This window comes from Planctomycetota bacterium (assembly GCA_035384565.1).
Classification (GTDB): Bacteria; Planctomycetota; PUPC01; order DSUN01; family DSUN01; genus DAOOIT01.
The window spans coordinates 22732-38166 of sequence record DAOOIT010000032.1 but is presented as its reverse complement, the minus strand read 5'-3'; the positions used below and the strand labels follow the sequence as shown (position 1 = coordinate 38166).

At 69.1% G+C, this 15435-nt stretch carries 13 protein-coding genes and 1 tRNA gene; 7 read left to right on the top strand and 7 right to left on the bottom strand.

The features are described 5' to 3' along the window. Nucleotides 1-17: 17 nt before the first annotated feature. From PLE19_13145 to PLE19_13135, 3 genes are all read right to left on the bottom strand, one after another. Entirely contained in the window at nt 18-1442 is a 1425-nt protein-coding gene (locus PLE19_13145; GenBank protein HPD15893.1) for a trimethylamine methyltransferase family protein, read from the bottom strand. 11 nt (nt 1443-1453) lie between these two features. Next, nucleotides 1454-1927 (bottom strand): hypothetical protein, encoded by a 474-nt coding sequence (locus PLE19_13140; protein ID HPD15892.1) that lies wholly within the window; start codon nt 1925-1927, stop codon nt 1454-1456. 55 nt (nt 1928-1982) lie between these two features. Continuing rightward, nucleotides 1983-2073, bottom strand: a tRNA-Leu gene (locus PLE19_13135). Nucleotides 2074-2257: 184 nt separating this feature from the next. Between PLE19_13135 and PLE19_13130 the strand changes: the two genes are divergently transcribed. Beyond that, nucleotides 2258-2680 (top strand): hypothetical protein, encoded by a 423-nt coding sequence (locus tag PLE19_13130; GenBank protein HPD15891.1) that lies wholly within the window; start codon nt 2258-2260, stop codon nt 2678-2680. Here the strand turns inward: PLE19_13130 and PLE19_13125 are convergent. From PLE19_13125 to PLE19_13110, 4 genes are read right to left on the bottom strand one after another with little or no spacing between them, the layout of a single operon-like run. Next, on the bottom strand, nt 2670-4160 hold the full coding sequence (locus PLE19_13125) for a hypothetical protein (GenBank protein ID HPD15890.1): 1491 nt from the start codon (nt 4158-4160) through the stop codon (nt 2670-2672). The genes PLE19_13130 and PLE19_13125 overlap by 11 nt on opposite strands. Further along, nucleotides 4123-6753: a hypothetical protein gene (locus PLE19_13120; protein ID HPD15889.1), complete on the bottom strand. Its 2631-nt coding sequence runs from the start codon at nt 6751-6753 to the stop codon at nt 4123-4125. Before PLE19_13120 ends, PLE19_13125 begins: the two co-directional genes overlap by 38 nt. Before the next feature lie 24 nt (nt 6754-6777). Beyond that, on the bottom strand, nt 6778-6957 hold the full coding sequence (locus PLE19_13115; GenBank protein ID HPD15888.1) for a hypothetical protein: 180 nt from the start codon (nt 6955-6957) through the stop codon (nt 6778-6780). Nucleotides 6958-7016: 59 nt separating this feature from the next. Further along, the gene (locus tag PLE19_13110; protein ID HPD15887.1) at nt 7017-7685 is read right to left on the bottom strand and encodes an MBL fold metallo-hydrolase; all 669 of its coding nucleotides are present in this window, start codon (nt 7683-7685) and stop codon (nt 7017-7019) included. Between the two features lie 384 nt (nt 7686-8069). On the opposite strand from PLE19_13110, the gene PLE19_13105 reads away from it, so the two are divergent. The 6 genes from PLE19_13105 (at nt 8070) to PLE19_13080 (ending at nt 15341) form a co-directional block, all read left to right on the top strand. Further along, nucleotides 8070-9248: a hypothetical protein gene (locus PLE19_13105; GenBank protein ID HPD15886.1), complete on the top strand. Its 1179-nt coding sequence runs from the start codon at nt 8070-8072 to the stop codon at nt 9246-9248. Further along, entirely contained in the window at nt 9245-10498 is a 1254-nt protein-coding gene (locus tag PLE19_13100) for a hypothetical protein (GenBank protein HPD15885.1), read from the top strand. Before PLE19_13105 ends, PLE19_13100 begins: the two co-directional genes overlap by 4 nt. A 34-nt stretch (nt 10499-10532) precedes the next feature. Then, complete coding sequence (locus PLE19_13095) at nt 10533-11414, top strand: hypothetical protein (protein ID HPD15884.1); 882 nt, start codon at nt 10533-10535, stop codon at nt 11412-11414. Continuing rightward, complete coding sequence (locus PLE19_13090; GenBank protein ID HPD15883.1) at nt 11407-11769, top strand: PqqD family protein; 363 nt, start codon at nt 11407-11409, stop codon at nt 11767-11769. The genes PLE19_13095 and PLE19_13090 overlap by 8 nt, the downstream gene beginning before the upstream one ends. Nucleotides 11770-11892: 123 nt before the next feature. Beyond that, nucleotides 11893-13926, top strand: a complete 2034-nt coding sequence (locus tag PLE19_13085; GenBank protein ID HPD15882.1) for a hypothetical protein — start codon at nt 11893-11895, stop codon at nt 13924-13926. Beyond that, nucleotides 13923-15341, top strand: coding sequence for an ABC transporter permease (locus PLE19_13080; protein HPD15881.1), 1419 nt, complete (start codon nt 13923-13925; stop codon nt 15339-15341). The genes PLE19_13085 and PLE19_13080 overlap by 4 nt, the downstream gene beginning before the upstream one ends. Nucleotides 15342-15435: the final 94 nt, after the last annotated feature.

Genomic DNA, 15435 nt, shown 5'->3' with positions numbered 1-15435 from the left:
CCTCACGCCCGTGAAGGTCAAGGCAGTTCCACGGCCTGCACTTCCACGTTCGTGGCCTTGCGGATGGCCGCGAGCAGGCGCCGCTCCAGCGCGTCCGAGATGCGGCTGGGCATAGGGTCGCGGCGCATCAGTTCGTGCGCAACTTCCCGCGCGACGTCGGCGTCGCTCCTCGAGCCGTGGCGCTGCCAGCCGGCGAGCATTTCGCGGGCGAAGACGAGCGGCTCCCACAACTCGCCGCGGAAGTGACGCACCGTGTGCTCGGCGTCGAGGAACCCGCCGCCGGGGCCGACCCGGCGGATGAGGTCGAACGCCAGCGTTTCGTCGTTGACCTCGAAGCCGCGGGCGAAGCGTTTCAGCGCGCCCACTATCTCGTCGTCTATCACCATCTGCACGGGCGAGAACACCTCGTCCACCGAGAGCAGCCCGGTGGCGATGCTGGCGTGCCCGCTGGCCATCAGGCAGGCCATAGCGCCCAGGGCCTTCTGAAAGCCGGCCTCGGCGCTCGGGCGCTTGGCGTCGCACGAGCCGCAGTGGCCCCAGAAGGGCACGCCGTAGCGGCGGGCCATCTGGGCAAGGGCCACGTTGGCCAGATGCTGCTCGGGCCGGCCGTAGCAGTACATGCCCGTGCGCATGTCGAGGGGGGATATGGCGCAGCCGATCCCGAAGGCCCGCCCGCCGAAGTACGCGCGGTGGATGACGTGGGTGAAGACGTCCTGGGCCAGGTTCAGGGCCAGGGCGCCGGCGAGCGTCACGGGCGCCGTGCCGCCGAGCGAGAGCATGTGGCCGATGCCGGTGGCGATGCCCCGCTCGGCGAAGAAAGTAAAGACGTCGGCCTCCTGGTGCCCGAGCTTGAGCGGCGAGACCAGGTAGACCACGCCGCGGAAGCGGCGGCGGCCGTCGTCGCCCAGCTCGGCCGCGGCGGCCTCGCATAGGTCGAGCACCGTCGCGGCCTGCCGCACGTCGGTCACGCCCGCCGCACTGTGGCCATAGAGCTTGAAGGCGAGGTAATGGAGGAACGGCTCGAGGGCCGCCGAAGGCACGCCGCGGATGCCGAACGTCACGCTGACGAAGCCGTTCGTGTGCTCGAGATGGTGGGCGAGCTTGAGATAGCGGAGCAGCAGGGGCAGCGTCCACGGTTCGTAACGGCCGGTGTCGGGATCCAGATGATAGCCGTGGTAAACCCCGGCCGAGCCGGCGACCGAGGGCTCGGCGGCGTCCCAGTCGAAACGGGCGGAATCGCCGATGAACCGTTCCACGAAGTCGGGGCCGAGCCGGGCGCGCTGCGCCTGGCGGTCCACCCGCGCGCCGGCGGCGGCGAGGCGATCGAGGATCGCGGGGCTCTCGACGAGGAGGCCCACCTCGTCGCACAGGCGCAGCAGGGCGCGATGAATCGCCTGCTCGTCGTGCGGGGTGAGCGCGGGGCGCGGTCCGCCTATTCTCATCGCCGGCCCGTTCAACGGGTGGAAATCTGGCGGATGCGCGCCTCGCCGACCTCCCAGCCGCCGCGGTCCACCACGATCACCGCCATGCCCCCCTCGATCTTGTAGTAGAGGTAGATGTACGTCGGGTCCTGCTCGCGGTGGTCGGGCGTGCCCAGGCGGTTCATGAAGTCCACCTGCGACAGCTTGACCCCTGCCGCGGGCGCGCCGGGGGCGATGCCCAGCTTGGCTCTCAGTTCGGCCAGAGTGGGCGCGCCACCGCCGCTGGAGAGGATGCCGATGAGCAGCACAATGGCGGCGATGCCCACCGCGGAGAGAATCAGAATGAGGTGCACCGGCGTGCGTGACGGGTGATAGTGATGCGCGTGCACGTGCTCGCCGTGCCCCGCTGCCGGCGCGGGGTGAGCGAAGCCGGCCCGCAGCGGGTCCTGCCACCCGACGGTGGCGCGGCCCGCCCTGCCTGCTCCCGACCCAGATCGCCTGGCCATCATTTCGCACCCCCTTCCCACAAGAGGCCCGTGACTGCCGCACCGAACGCCACCCTGGTGGGCGGGACGGGACTCGAACCCGTATGGGGTTTTTACGCCCCTTTGGATTTTAAGTCCAATGTGTCTGCCGGTTCCACCACCCGCCCGGCGACCCGTGCGCCCCATTCTACCCCCGCGAGAGGGGGTATTCAAGAGGGAACTTGCGGGCAGCGGTTGCTTGACAGGGTGCGGGGCGGGCGGTATCATCGCGGGCGGAGTTCGGCACGGGGAGCCGAATGCGCGCCGCGCCTCTGCCAGTCGAAGGGAGTTGCCGCGATGGGCTCAAACCGGATGGTTCAGACCATTCTCCAGGCGATCATGGTCGTGCTGCTGGCGGCCCTCGTCTTCCGCCTGCCCGGCCTCGGTAGCGCCGCGGGGTCCGGCGGCCTGCACAGCGCGCCCGAGCTGCCCTCGGCGCAGGAGATCACGAACCGCTTCCACTCGTACTTCGCCGACGACAAGGAAGCCAGCTCGAAGGTCGAGGGCTTCACCGTGTCGGTCGAGGACATCTCGGTGGAGGGCCCCGTGGCCCACGTGAAGCTTCGCCTCCAGTTCCGCTGGGAGGGGCACAACGTCAACTACACCGACGGCCCGCTGAAGAACGCGCCGGGCAACCGCGGCGACCGGGTGCAGTATACCGAGGTGTTCAAGTTCCGCCGCTGGTCGAAGGGCTGGGACGTCGAGGGCCGGCGCGAGCCGCCGATCATTCAGTGAACGCGGGTGCGGGCCGCAGCGCGCCGGCGCGCGGTGCCCGCACGATGTACACGTCGTCCACCGGAATCCCCCACTTCCGCGCGGCGGAGGCTACAGGCACCCCCTTGCGGTAGACCTGCGCGAAGAGCGACCCGGGCGAGCCATAGCGCGGCAGCACCGCGGGGTCGAGCCAGGCGCTCGTATGGTGCACGCCGCGCGGCACGGCGTCGGCAGCCACGCCAAGGTCGAACACCCGCACGATGCCCCACGGGTCGCGGCAGGCCACCCAGAGGTCCACGGCCACGTCGTCCGCCTGTACTGCGCCACGCTGCTCCCACACGACGCGGAACTCGTACCAGCCGCCCTCGGCGAGGCGGCGCTCCAGGCGCAGAATGGCGATGCCCGCGTCCTCGCCGGTCGCCTTGCCCCACGTGTCGGCCAGCGCGCGCGCCCGGCGGGGCCGCCAGGCTGCGTTGGGGGGTCCGGCCGCCCCGCCAGCCGGCGCCGCCGCCGACTTCTCGATGGCAACCTCGTCCACGCGCAAGCGCCCCGGGTCGGCCGCCACGCGGAATTGCAGCACCTCGCCCGCCTCGCAATGGAAGGGAACCCTCAGACGCTCGTAGCCCTGGGCGGGCAATTCCTCCAGGCGCACGGCCGCGGCAGCCACGCGCTCGCCATTGGCGCGTGCGACCTCGAGCCACACGGTTCCGCTGCCGGCCATGCCTCGGAGGCCGAAGACGGCCGCCCACGGTCCGATGGTGGGCAGGGCGACATCCTGGCCGTCCATCAGCCACTGGTCGGGGCCGGCGCCCCGGAGTTCCACCGCTCGGCCTCCGAGGGCCTGGCCGTCGGGCACAGCGCGACCTCGGTGAGGGAACAGCTCGGCAGCGCACGCGAGCCGGTCGGCCCCTTCGCGTGCCTCCCCTGGGGCCGCGCGGAGCCGGCAGCGGCGCACCTGTGCCCGTGTGCCTCCAGCCACGGCCAGGCGCACCCCCGACTCCATCGAGCCGGCAGCGTCTACCCGCAGAACCGGGCGACCGCCGAGGCGGTACTCGAACGAGCCAGGACGCACGCGCAACTCGATGGTGTGCCAGGAGCGGGCCACAAGCTGCGGCCCGCGGCACTCGAAGACCCGCCAGGGCTCTACGCTCGCGGCCACGCGATAGCCCGCGCTGCCCACGGAGTGGGGCCCGGCCAGCACGTCCACCCCGCCGCGCTGCGAGGCCGGACACGTCCAGCGCAACTCGATCTCGAGGTCGAATGCGCCCGGCGCGGGCGAGGCGAGGGGGATGAGCGCGGCTCGCTCAACGGGCGCGGTGATGTCGAGGACCCCGCTGCTGAGCGACACGCCGGAGGGCGGCGGAATGAGGCAATCGAGCCATTCGGCGGCCTGCACGCAGCCCAGCGTCAGGCTCCAGGCGAGCGCCGCTCGTCGGGCGGCGGCGAGGTGGTGTCTCAGGACCTTACTCCTTCCTCTGAAGGTCGCACGCTTCCTCCGCATGCGCGCCGAGGCGCACGCGGGCCACGCGCAGGCCCACGGTGTCACTCACGTAGGCGTGGGTGTCGCTCACGGCCACATAGGTGGGCCACGCGAGCGGGATATCGGGCGTCTTGACCCTCGGCGCGGGGCCGCCAGAGTCCTGGTTGCCGTAGTGGCCGAAGGTGGCGATGGGGTTGTTGTTGGTGTCAATGACTTCGATGCGGAACTGGCAAAGGTTGGGGAAGAAGACGCGGCCGAAGGCGTCCACGTCAAAGCCTGTGCCCTCGCACATGCAGGCGGGGGTGCCGATGCTGTAGGTTTCGGAATAGGGCGAGTAGCCGAAGCGCACCCACTCGGCGCCCTGGACTTCGCACGGGGTGTGCGGGTAGCGGCCATCGCGGAAGTACTGGAACTTTGCCCTCGGCTTCGCCTTCACGGCGTCGGGCAGGCCCGCCAGGTCGTTGCTCTCGCGCGCGGTCTGCTGCCAGAGGAAGGCGCCGCCCTCGGGCGGAAACTTGACGAGGCTGCCGTGCATGTAAGTGTACCAGTAGTGGCCCTCGCCCAGGTTGCGGAAGTAGTCGGGCAGCTTCGCCAGCTTGCCGTCGAAGAAGGCGGGGAAGTCGCGGTCGAGCGGGCGAAGCGGCACGGTGAGGTAGAGGTTGCCGCGGGCGTCCACGCGCGGACAGGAGCCGCGGCGGACGTTCCACACGGCGCGCCGCTTATGGCGCAGGCCGAAGTCATAGACGTCCAGATGATGCGGCCCCTCGACGGGTTTGATGACGTAGATCTCGTCGCGATGGATGGCCATGTAGTTGAGTTGGAAGGTCATCATCCCGCCCCAATCGGTGCGATGGGTGGCGAGGCCGTCCCAGGGCAACGGCTTGAAGTCGCGTGCCCAGCGCATCAGGCCACTGCGGTCGCCCCAGCAGTGGGTCACGTAACGGCCGGCGGAATCCACGCCGAGCTGCGCGCCCGATGAGCCCATGTACGGGCCGCCCTCATTCTTGGGAAACCGCACCCGGCGCGCCGGCTTGCAGGTCTCTTCGTCGAGTTGATGCCATTGCTCGCCGTTGACCTTGATGTAGAGATCGCCTCGGGCGCGGTCGAGCACGAGGTCGCGCGGCCCGTCGCCCCAGGGTTCCGTGGGCTCGGGCAATGCGACGGCCTCGAAGGCCGTCCCTGTGTCGCGGTAGCAGGCGATGCGGCGGCCGGTGCGGGCGTAGGGCAGACCCGGCGCCCAGAGCAGCGGCGGGTCGGCGGTCGCGTCGAGCGCAATGCGGTGCGTGCCGTCGTTAGGGCTGAGGCCCGTGCGCGGCAGCGGCATCTGGTAGAGGGGGTGCGCGTCCTGGTAGCTCGCGAACTTCAGCAGGTGGGCGTCCTTGATGCGGCACTTGCCGTCGGGGCGCGGCTCGTCCTCGGGCACGTAGCTGACCACATAGACGGCGCCGGTGCTGGGATGGACCTGGACGATGTGGGGCAGCGTGGCCTTCAGTTCTCCGACGAGTGATCCGTCGGACTCTCTGAAGACAGCGACGCGGCCGGCGTCGGGGTCGGCCACGTAAAGCAAGCCGCCGGCCACGGCCACGCCGCGGGGGCCGGCGAGCAGCGCGCCATCCGTGCCGCGCTGGTCACGCTTGCCCGCGAAGACCGTCGCCGCGCGGGTCGCCACGCTGATGCGGAACACGCAGGGGAGGGGAGCGGAGTTCTTGCCCCAGGAATCCTCCGCCGTGCGGATACCGGCGGCATAGAGGTGCTTGCCATCGCCGCTCACAGCCAGCGCCGGGCGGCCGCCAGGGAAACTCACGCCGGGGAATAACGGTGGGCTGAGGAACGTGTCGTAGGGGATGCCTCCATCCGCGTCCACCGCGCACAGGCGGCCCCCCTCGATGATCCAGTAGACGCGCCCGTTGGCGTCCACCGTCGGCTGGCTGAAGTCCGACATGCTGCGCCCGCGGGCCCACTGGGTGTCGGGGTAGAAGCTGAGCGTGTGCCAGTTGTGGCAGTGGGGTACCAGATTGCCCGCATCGTCCTGGAAGGCGCCCGTGGCCTTCACGCGCTCGTAGGGCAGGTCGGCGGGGAAGGGGATGATCTGGCGGAGATGGCGGCCCTGGCGGTCGAGGACCTTGAGCTTGACACCCCCCTGGTTGCCGTTGGCCGTGGGATCATGGTAGAAAGCATACACCTCGCCCTTCGGGCCGAGCGCGAGGCTGGTGATGTCGGGCGTGGCGTCGGGCTGGAAGAGCAGGAAGGAATCGAACTCGGGCCTCAAGCCCAGCTTCACGCGGACGCGGAAGGGGCCGCCTGCTGCGGGGTTGCCGTTGTCGGCCGTGCCATCCCACGCGAGGGTCTGGGTAAGGCCCGGCTTGAGGGGCGCGGGCGGGTTGGTGCCGAGCACGCCGGCGGCGAGGTGGCGGACGACGCGGCCCGCCGCATCCTCGATGGTCACCGACACGTCGGTCTCGCGGTCGGCAGCGAAAGTGATATGGACACTCCCGCCGACCTGGGCGGTCGCCGGCTTGCTGGCAAAGGCTGGCGGAGCATCGGTCGCGCTGCTTCGGGCGGCCGCGAAGGCCAGCCACAGAAGCACCGCGCGCGTGATCTCGAACCGCGTCACCTCTCGGTCTTCCCCCTTCCAGCTCTACTTCTCTCGGAGCGCCTTGAAGCCCATGACCACGGCGCACACGAGGAGGCCCAGGCCCGCCAGGTTCGCATAGAAGAGATAGTCGCGGCAGCCCGGACCCGCCTCATGGAAAATCATAGGCGATAGAGTGAGGAACGCGCCGACCAACAGGGTGGACAGGAAGACCACGTGCTTCATCGCTGCCATTCCTCCTCGTGGCGATGCCGTCCGAGCCGATTGGCCGCCCAAGCCGCTGCTCACGGCAACTTGCGGAGGCGCACCTCGATCCCCTTCTCGTCGGCGAGGAGCTTCACCAGCTCAGCCGTATCGGTCTTGCCGAAGTGGTAAGGGTAGAGGATGCGCGGGCGGAAGGCCCTGGCCGCGTCGGCCACCATCTCGGGGGTCATCGTGTAGGGAAGGTTCATCGGGAGGAAGGCGACCGCAATGTCCTTGAGCGTTTTCATCTCGGGGGTGTTCTCGGTGTCTCCCGCGATGTAGACCCTTGTGTCTCCGAAGGTTACGACATAGCCATTCCCCTCGCCGCGAGGGTGGAAGGGGTCGCCCGATGGTCGCTTGTGGGTGATGTTGTAGGCGGGCACGGCCTCGACTTTGAGCCTGCCGACCTCGCGGGTGTCGCCGTTTTTCATTATGGTGCCGCCGGTCAGTTTGGCCGCGCACTTGGCTGTGAGCAGGATGGTTGTAGCGGGCTTGCGGATGGCGGCCACGGCGGCGGGGTCGAGGTGGTCGAAATGCTCGTGGGTGATGAGAATGAGGTCGGCCTTGGGCATCTTCGAGTAGTCGGCCTCGGCCGAAACGGGGTCCACGTGGATGATCGTGTCGCCCAGAGCGAACATCAGCGTACCGTGGCCGATGAAGGTGATCTTGAGGTCGCCGAGCGAGGTCTTGAGCGTGTCGGTCTCGAACATGGGCGTTACTCCTTTGGCCTGTTCGGCCCCCGCGTGACTCGCGAGTGCGGCGAAAAGAGTCAGGGATGCCAGGCGTCTCCGCATGGTCGCTCTCCTTGGTGACAAGCCCCTGTCATCTTCCCCCTTTGCGAGCGCGATGTCAAGGCCCAACCGGCGCCCACATGCCCTCAAGCTGGCCAAAAGGGTCTTTCATAGCCAACTCGTGTTACGGCGAGCCCCTGCCGCCTGCGCGTGCACGGCCTGACTGCCCACCCCTGGCAAGCTGAGACGCGGCAGCTCCAGGCGCCCGTCTGGCACGCGCGCCGCTGTGGCGACGAAATCGCGGTTGACAGGCCGCGGTCGGTCTGCACAATGGCGCCGGGGGAGACTCGCAGGAGGCCCGCCATGCGTACGCTCGCGCATCTGTTGCTTCTCGCCCTCGGATTCATGACGGCATCGGCCGGGGAGGACATGCCGAAGATGATTCTCGACCCCTCGGCGGCTGACTGGCTGGTGGACCGCTTCGCCGGGAACAGCACGGCGGGGCCAGAGTTCCTTCAGGGGCCGGCGCGCGAGACGGGCGGCCTGGGCCGCTGTGGCGCCTGCGCGCTGCCCGACGGCTCGGTCGTGATCCCCTTCGCCGGTGGCCTGGCCGAGGTGGACCCATCCGGCACCCTGAGGCTACTACTCGAAGACAGCGACATCCTCCAGGCCACCACGGCCCAAGTGTGCGCCCACGCGGGAGTGGCCTATAACCCCAGGGACAAGCAGCTCTACCTCGCCGGCCGTAACTGCCTTCGCCGCCTGACGGCCAGCCCCGATGCCCCGCCCCGCGCCGAGCTAGTCGCCGGCACGCCCGGCAAGGCAGGCTTCGACGACGGACCGGTCGCCGCCGCCACCTTCACCCGCATTGACAGCCTTGTATTCAACTCGCGCGGCACCCTGTTCATCCTCGACCACAACGAGCGCATCCGCCGCATCGAGGACGGACAGGTCACGACCCTTAATGCGAAGGTCCGCAGCGGCAAGCGCACCGACGGGCCGCTCGCCGATGCCACGTTCGCCCTCATCGGCCTCGGCGGCAACCTGTGCGGCGGCGAGGACGACGACACGCTCTACCTCTCGGACCACTGGAACTTCTGCGTCCGCCGCATTGATCTCAAGAACGGCGAGGTCACCACCGTGGCCGGCATGCCCAAGCCCTTGGGGATCAGGCCCGACGACCAGACGCCTCAGCAGAAGCGCTTCAACGCCAACTGCGACGGCCCCGCCCTCACCTGGGCCAGCTTCAACTCGGGATGCGCCTATGTGTGTTGGGACCCCGTTCATCGCGCCCTCTGGTGCGGCGGGCCGGACGAGAACCGCTTCCGCTGGCTCAAAGAGGGCTGGCTCCGCACCGTCGTCGGCGCTAAGCCCGACCAGCACAAGTGGCCCAAGGACGCCGTCGGCGTTCCCGCCGAGAAGGTCTACCTGTGCTGGAACGCCGTGGTGGCTACCGATGCGAAGGGGGGCGTCTACCTCTCCTGTTCGGGCGAGCCGAACGGACTCTGGCGGGCCTATGACGCGAAGGAGGCGAAGCCATGAGAAGCCTCTTTACTCTTCTGCTCACGTTCGCACCCCTGGCCGTCGGTGGCGAAGGGGGCATTGATGTCGGCGAGGAGTTCCCCCTCCTGGCCGACGGGCCGGGCAGAGGCATTCAGGCCACCCCCGATGTGGCGTTCGGCGGCGGCGCCTACCTGGCGGTCTGGCGCGAGGGCTGGCACGGCAAGGGCGGCAGCGCCCGCATCTACGCCGCGCGCGTCTCTGCCGATGGGAAGGTGCTCGACCCTAAAGGCATCGAGGTGAGTCCCTGCAAGAACGGCGTACAGGAGCAGCCTCGCGTAGCCTTCGGCGGCGGGGCGTTCCTTGTCGTGTGGCAAGACCTGCGGAACGGGAAGGACTACGACGTGCTGGCGGCGCGGGTGAGCCCCGAGGGCAAGGTGCTCGACGCCGAGCCTATTGCCGTAGCGGCCGGCCCGCGCACCCAGGCCCTGCCCGCCGTGGCCTCGGATGGCCAGGGCTTCCTGGTCGTCTGGCAGGGCCTGGCCGGAGCCGAGGCCGCCTACCGTGGCTTCGCCGCGCAGGTGAGCGCCGACGGCAAGGTGGGGGCGGCCGTCGAGACCGGCGCCACGCCGCAACCGAAGGTGGCATGGAATGGCAAGTGCTATCTCGCCGCCTGTGGCGGCGCGGGCTTCTGGGCGGGCGAGGTCCGCAGCATTCTGCTGGGCGCCGACGGCAAGCCGGCCAGCAAGCCCGCGCCGGCGCTTGGCGGCACCAAGGCGGCCATCTTCTCGCTCTCGGCCGTGCCCGACAGGGGCTGGCTGGTCATCAGCCACCGCTCGCCGCCCGACCCCTGGGGCTGGGGCGGCCCCGGCGCCATGCGTGCCGCCTTCATCGGCCCCAACGGCACGCCCGCAAGCCCTGTGAAGGAGGAGCACCCCCAGGCCCGCCTGCCGCACTGGCTCGACTTCGGCCGCGAAAAGGGCAGGGGAGCCACGTGGCCCTGGGGCCACAGCGCCAGCGCCTGGGCCGGCAAGCATTCGCTCGTCGTCTGGCAGCGCTATCACCTGGGCGGCGAGAAATGGACGAACTTCGAGAACTGCGACCTTGTGGCCGCGCGGGTGGACGGCGTCACGTCGCTCGACCCCGCCGGAGTGCCCGTGGCGGCGAGCGACGCGGACGAACGACGGCCCGCCCTGGCCGCCGACGGTATGGGCGGGCTCCTGTGCGTCTATGAGCGAGGCAGCGGAGAAGGCATGAGCCACGTGGCCGCACGCCGCATCGGAGTGAGGTGAGGTTGTCTGCCCCGGCGGGTCGAGGCATTGCGCGATGCAGTTGACGATCTGGCGCCACATCCGCCTCGAACTGCCCGCCGACTGGGAAATGCTCCAGTTCTCGCGGAACGCCGCGGCCGGTCGCTGCGCATTCGCCGATCGCAGGCAATTCCGAGCCGAACTGAGCTGGCAGACCGTGAGCGAGCCTCCTGACCTCGAGCGCCTGGCCTCGAACTACCTGGCGAAGCAGCGGCTCGAAGGCACGATGCCCGATGCTGCCTCGGTTCGCACCGGCGAGTGGCACGGCCTCCGCGGCCTTGAGGAGGGGCTGCTCACGTCGCGCTTCAGCCGCTACCTCGCTGAGGAAGGCTGCCTGATCGAAGTCGCGCTGCTGTGGCCCGATGGACTCGATCCGTCGCTGGAGGCACGAGTCCTGGACAGTGTAGGCTCTGAGCCGCCCTGGCCGGGCGGAAGGCGCCGCTGGCGCGCTCTCGGGATAGACGCGTTTGCCTCGCCCAGCCTCGATCTGGTTGAATGTATCGCGCAGCCCGCGCTTGCACGGCTGGAGTTCGCCGACGCCAAGGAGGCGCGGCATGTGACCTTCGAACGGCTCGGCATGGTGCCGCAGTGGCTGCGGGGCTCGGTGCGCGACTGGCTGATGTGGCAGATGCCCGCGGATGTTCAGGCGCCGGTGGTCCAGGCATCTTGCCTGTGTGCCCCGCAGATGCAACGCCTGCGCCACCAGGTGGAAACGATCGGGGGTCTGCGCCGGGGTGGCCTGTTCCGCAGGCCGGCCCACTATGCGGCGGCCGCCTGGCTCTGCCCGGCCGATGGGCGACTCTACCGTGTGGCCGTCACGGGACCTGAGGCCGGCGAGAGCGGGCAGTTCATCTCCGACAGGCTCTCTTGCTGTGAAGGGAAGCCTTTACGTGGCTGAACGGCACTCGTGGCGTGCCATGCTCGCGGCGCGGCCGGCCCGCAACGCCGCGGCCGAGGCCGCGCGGGAGGCGTCGGGCGGCCTGGCGGTCGCGGTGAAGCGGCAACGCCCGCGGTGGCACGTGCCCCCGCTCTCGTGGGTCGTGCCGATCCAGCCGACCCGCACCGTGCGCCTCGACTCGTTGGGCGCGCAGGTGTGGGAGCTGTGCGACGGAGAGCGCACCGTGGAGGCGATCGTGGATGCCTTTGGCGCCGAGCACCGCCTGAGCTTCCACGAGGCCCGCGTGGCTGTGACCGGCTACCTCAGCCAACTGGTTCAGCGCGGCGCGCTGGCGGTGGCAATGACAGAGGGGTGAGTCGTGGATGGGTGACAGGATGATTGGATGGGTGGATGAATGGATGAATGCCTGACAACCATCCAACCATCCAATCATCCAGCCAGCCTCCGTTCACCCATGTGAAGTGGGCGAGGACACTCCATGCGGCCCATCGCCATACTCATCGGCCTACTCTCCGCCGCGGCCGTGTGCAGCTGCGCATTCTTCAACGACTTCATCATGCGCCAGACCTTCCTGGTCGGCAACTATATGCCGATCTCGGTCTACGGCGGCCTGTTGCTCTTCCTGCTCTTCGTGAACCCGCTGTTGCTGAGGGCCTCGAAGCGGCTGGCGTTGACGAACCGCGACCTCGCCGTGATCATCGCCCTCACGCTCGCCGCCTGCTACGTGCCCGGCCGCGGGCTGATGCATTACTTCGGCACCTTCCTGATGCTGCCGCACAAGTACGCGCGCACGACGCCGGGCTGGAAGGAGGCCGGCGTGATGGACCTCGTGCCGAAACAGATGCTGGCCGACGTGTCGCAGGACGAGAGCACGGCGCTGAACGGCTTCGTGCAGGGCCTGGGCAGCGGCACGCAGCACATGGCCTTCTCGCGCATCCCGTGGGGGGCCTGGGCGCGCACGCTGGCCTTCTGGCTGCCGCTGCTGGCGGCGTTCTCGATCGCGATGATCGCCCTGGCGCTCGTCGTGCACCGCCAATGGTCGAGCCACGAGCAGATGCCCTATCCCATCATCGCATTCGCCAACGCCCTTCTGCCGCAGGAGGGCCAGGCGCGCGGCTGGGTCTTCGGCAACCGCCTGTTCTGGATCGGCGGCCTCGTGGTGCTGGCGATCCACTTGAACAACTATGCGGTCGAATGGTGGCCCCGGTACCTGATCCGCATCGAACGCACGTTCGACTTCCGTTCGCTCAGCGAGGGCACGGCCCTCCAGCGCGGCTGGGACTACCTGCTGATGAACCCCACCCTCTACTACACGGTGATCGCCTTCGCGTTCTTCCTCTCCACCGATGTGTCGTTCTCGCTGGGGATCGCGGGCTACGTGTACGCCTGGGTGGCGGGCACGCTGGCCGGCTACGGCATCACGCTGGGTGGAGGAGGATTCGTTTCGCTGAAGATGGAGACGTTTCTCTTCGGAGGGGCCTACTTCGGCATGTTCCTCGTGCTGCTGTACACGGGCCGCCACTACTACCTGAACGTCTTCCGCCGCGGCCTGTTCCTGCGCTCGAGCGAGGAGGTCGAGCGCGAAGCCGTGTGGGCCGCCCGGGTCTTCCTGGTCTGCGCGGCGCTCTTCGCGCTTCAGCTCTTCCTGGTGGGGCTCGACTGGTACCTGGCCATCCTCTACACGGCCGGCTCCGCCATCATCTTCACCGTCATCAGCCGCGTGGTGGCCGAGACAGGGGTCTTCTACATTCACTCCTACCACTTCCCGTGTGTGATCCTCTGGGGCTTCCTCGGGGCCAAGGCGCTCGGGCCGAGGGCCATGCTCATCATGTTCATGGTCACCTCGCTCCTCCTGATTGACCCGCGCGAGGCCGTGATGCCGTTCATGGTGCAGGCGTTCAAGCTGGTGGACTCCAACCGCGCGAAGCTGGGCAAGGTGGCCGTCTGGAGCGTGGCGGCGCTTCTGCTCGGGTTCGCCGTGGCTGTGCCCGCGACGCTGTACTGGAGCTACGATCAGGGCTCGGGACGGGCGTCGGACGGCTGGACCGCCAATGTGCCGAGAATGGCCTTCGACGCCACGGTGAGCGCGATGGAGAAGCTGAAGGCCCAGGGCAATTTGGGGGAGGCCGGCAAGCTCTCGGGCTGGGCGTGGTTCCGCGAGCTGACGCCCAACGGGCCGTGCGTGCTGGCCTTCTGCATCGCGCTGGGGCTCACGCTGTCGTTCGCCGCCGCGCGGCTGCGCTTCCCGCGCTGGCCGCTTCACCCGATCATGTTTCTCGTCCTGGCCACGTGGCAGAGCCGGTGCTTTGCCTTCTCGTTCCTGCTTGGCTGCCTGATCAAGGTGGCGGCGACGAAGTACGGCGGCGCGTCGGCCTACCAGCGGCTCAAGCCGCTGATGATCGGGGTCATCGCCGGCGACATGCTGGGCGGCCTGCTGCCGATGATCATCGGGGCCATCTCGTACCTTGTGTGGGGCGAACCCCCCAAGCGGTTCATGGTGTTCCCGTCGTGAAAGCCATCGAGATTCGCGATCAGCCCATCCTCGGACTCCGCCGCACGGTGCAGATCACGGCGAACGGGGTACGCTATCGCCTTTTCCGTTCGGCGGTCACGGTGGGCGTGGTGGCCGTCGCCGTGGCGTTCCTGATGAACATCCTGAGCGAGAGCCTGATCCGCCGCGCCATCGCCCGCCGCGCCCTGGGCCGGATCGCTGAGCTGCGCCTCGCGGCCACGTGGGTCGCCCGGCTCACCAACCCGGGCACGGTGGAGGAACTCCTGTCCGAGGTCTCTCAGGACGCGACGGGCGAGCCGGCCCTGCGCGATGCTGCGCGCCGAGCCATGGAGTACCTTCGTTTCTTCGATGGCCTCGACTACCCCCGCCGGCGCGCGCTGCTGCACGATGCCATCGGCCCCGAGGCCCTCGACGCCCTCCAGGAGCCGGCGGCGCTTGATCGCTTCCGCTCGGCGCTGGGCACCTTGCGCTCGGTGCGCTTGCCCTCGACATTCGAGCAGTTTGAGGGCCTGCTGCACGCGTGGCCGGAACTGAAGTCGCACCTCCTGGCGCTCCGCAAGAAGCGGGCGGAGGGCATCGCCGCCGTAGCGGCGCGCCTCGATGGCCGCACGCTCATCGAGGCCCTCGCCGATGCCGATGGAGCACTGGGCGACGCGATCCGCGCGGCGGGCTTCGACCTCGACCCCGACACGGCTCGGCGCGTCGCCGAGCAGGCCCGCCGTACACACGACGCGCGGCTCGTCGAGAAGTCGGTCGGAATGCCCGAGATGCGGCAGGCGGTGGCAGGCTACCTGGACCTCCTGCCCAACGATGTGAACGTGCGCACCCTCTGGCGGCTGCTCAGTGACCCGAGGGGCGCCTTGTGGTACCTTGCGCGCCAGAAGGAGACGGGTGGGGACGCGGCGAATCTCACTGCCGACCGCCTGGTCGAGCTGGCCCGGGCCGAAGAGGAACTGCACTCGCTTGCGCGGGCCGAGCGCATGACCGTGACGTCCGGCGGCCTCACCGGCAGCGGCGAGCGGATGGACTGGCTGGTGCTGGCCTCGATGCTTGTGTGCGTGGTGGGCATCTCGAACTCGATGCTCATGTCGGTGACGGAGCGGTTCCGCGAGATTGCCACGCTGAAGTGCCTTGGGGCGCTGGATGGCTTCATCATGCTCATGTTCGTCCTCGAGGCGGCCTTCCTGGGCCTCGTGGGTGGCCTCTTGGGGGCTGTGCTTGGCGCGTGGCTGGGCTTTGCCCGGATGGTGGTGCCCTTCGGGTCGCTCGTCACGGCATCGTTCCCGATCGGGCAGATGGCGGTGACGGTCGCCGTGTCCGCCATCCTGGGGGTCGTCCTCGCCGCGGTGGCAGCGGTTTACCCCTCACTCAAGGCGGCTCGGCTGGCGCCGATGGAAGCCATGAGAATCCAGTGAGGAGGATGGGTGGATGATTGGATGGGTGGATGAATGCCTGGCAATCCCCTCGTCGGCCATTTGTCCTTTCGTCCAATCATCCATCCATCCCCGC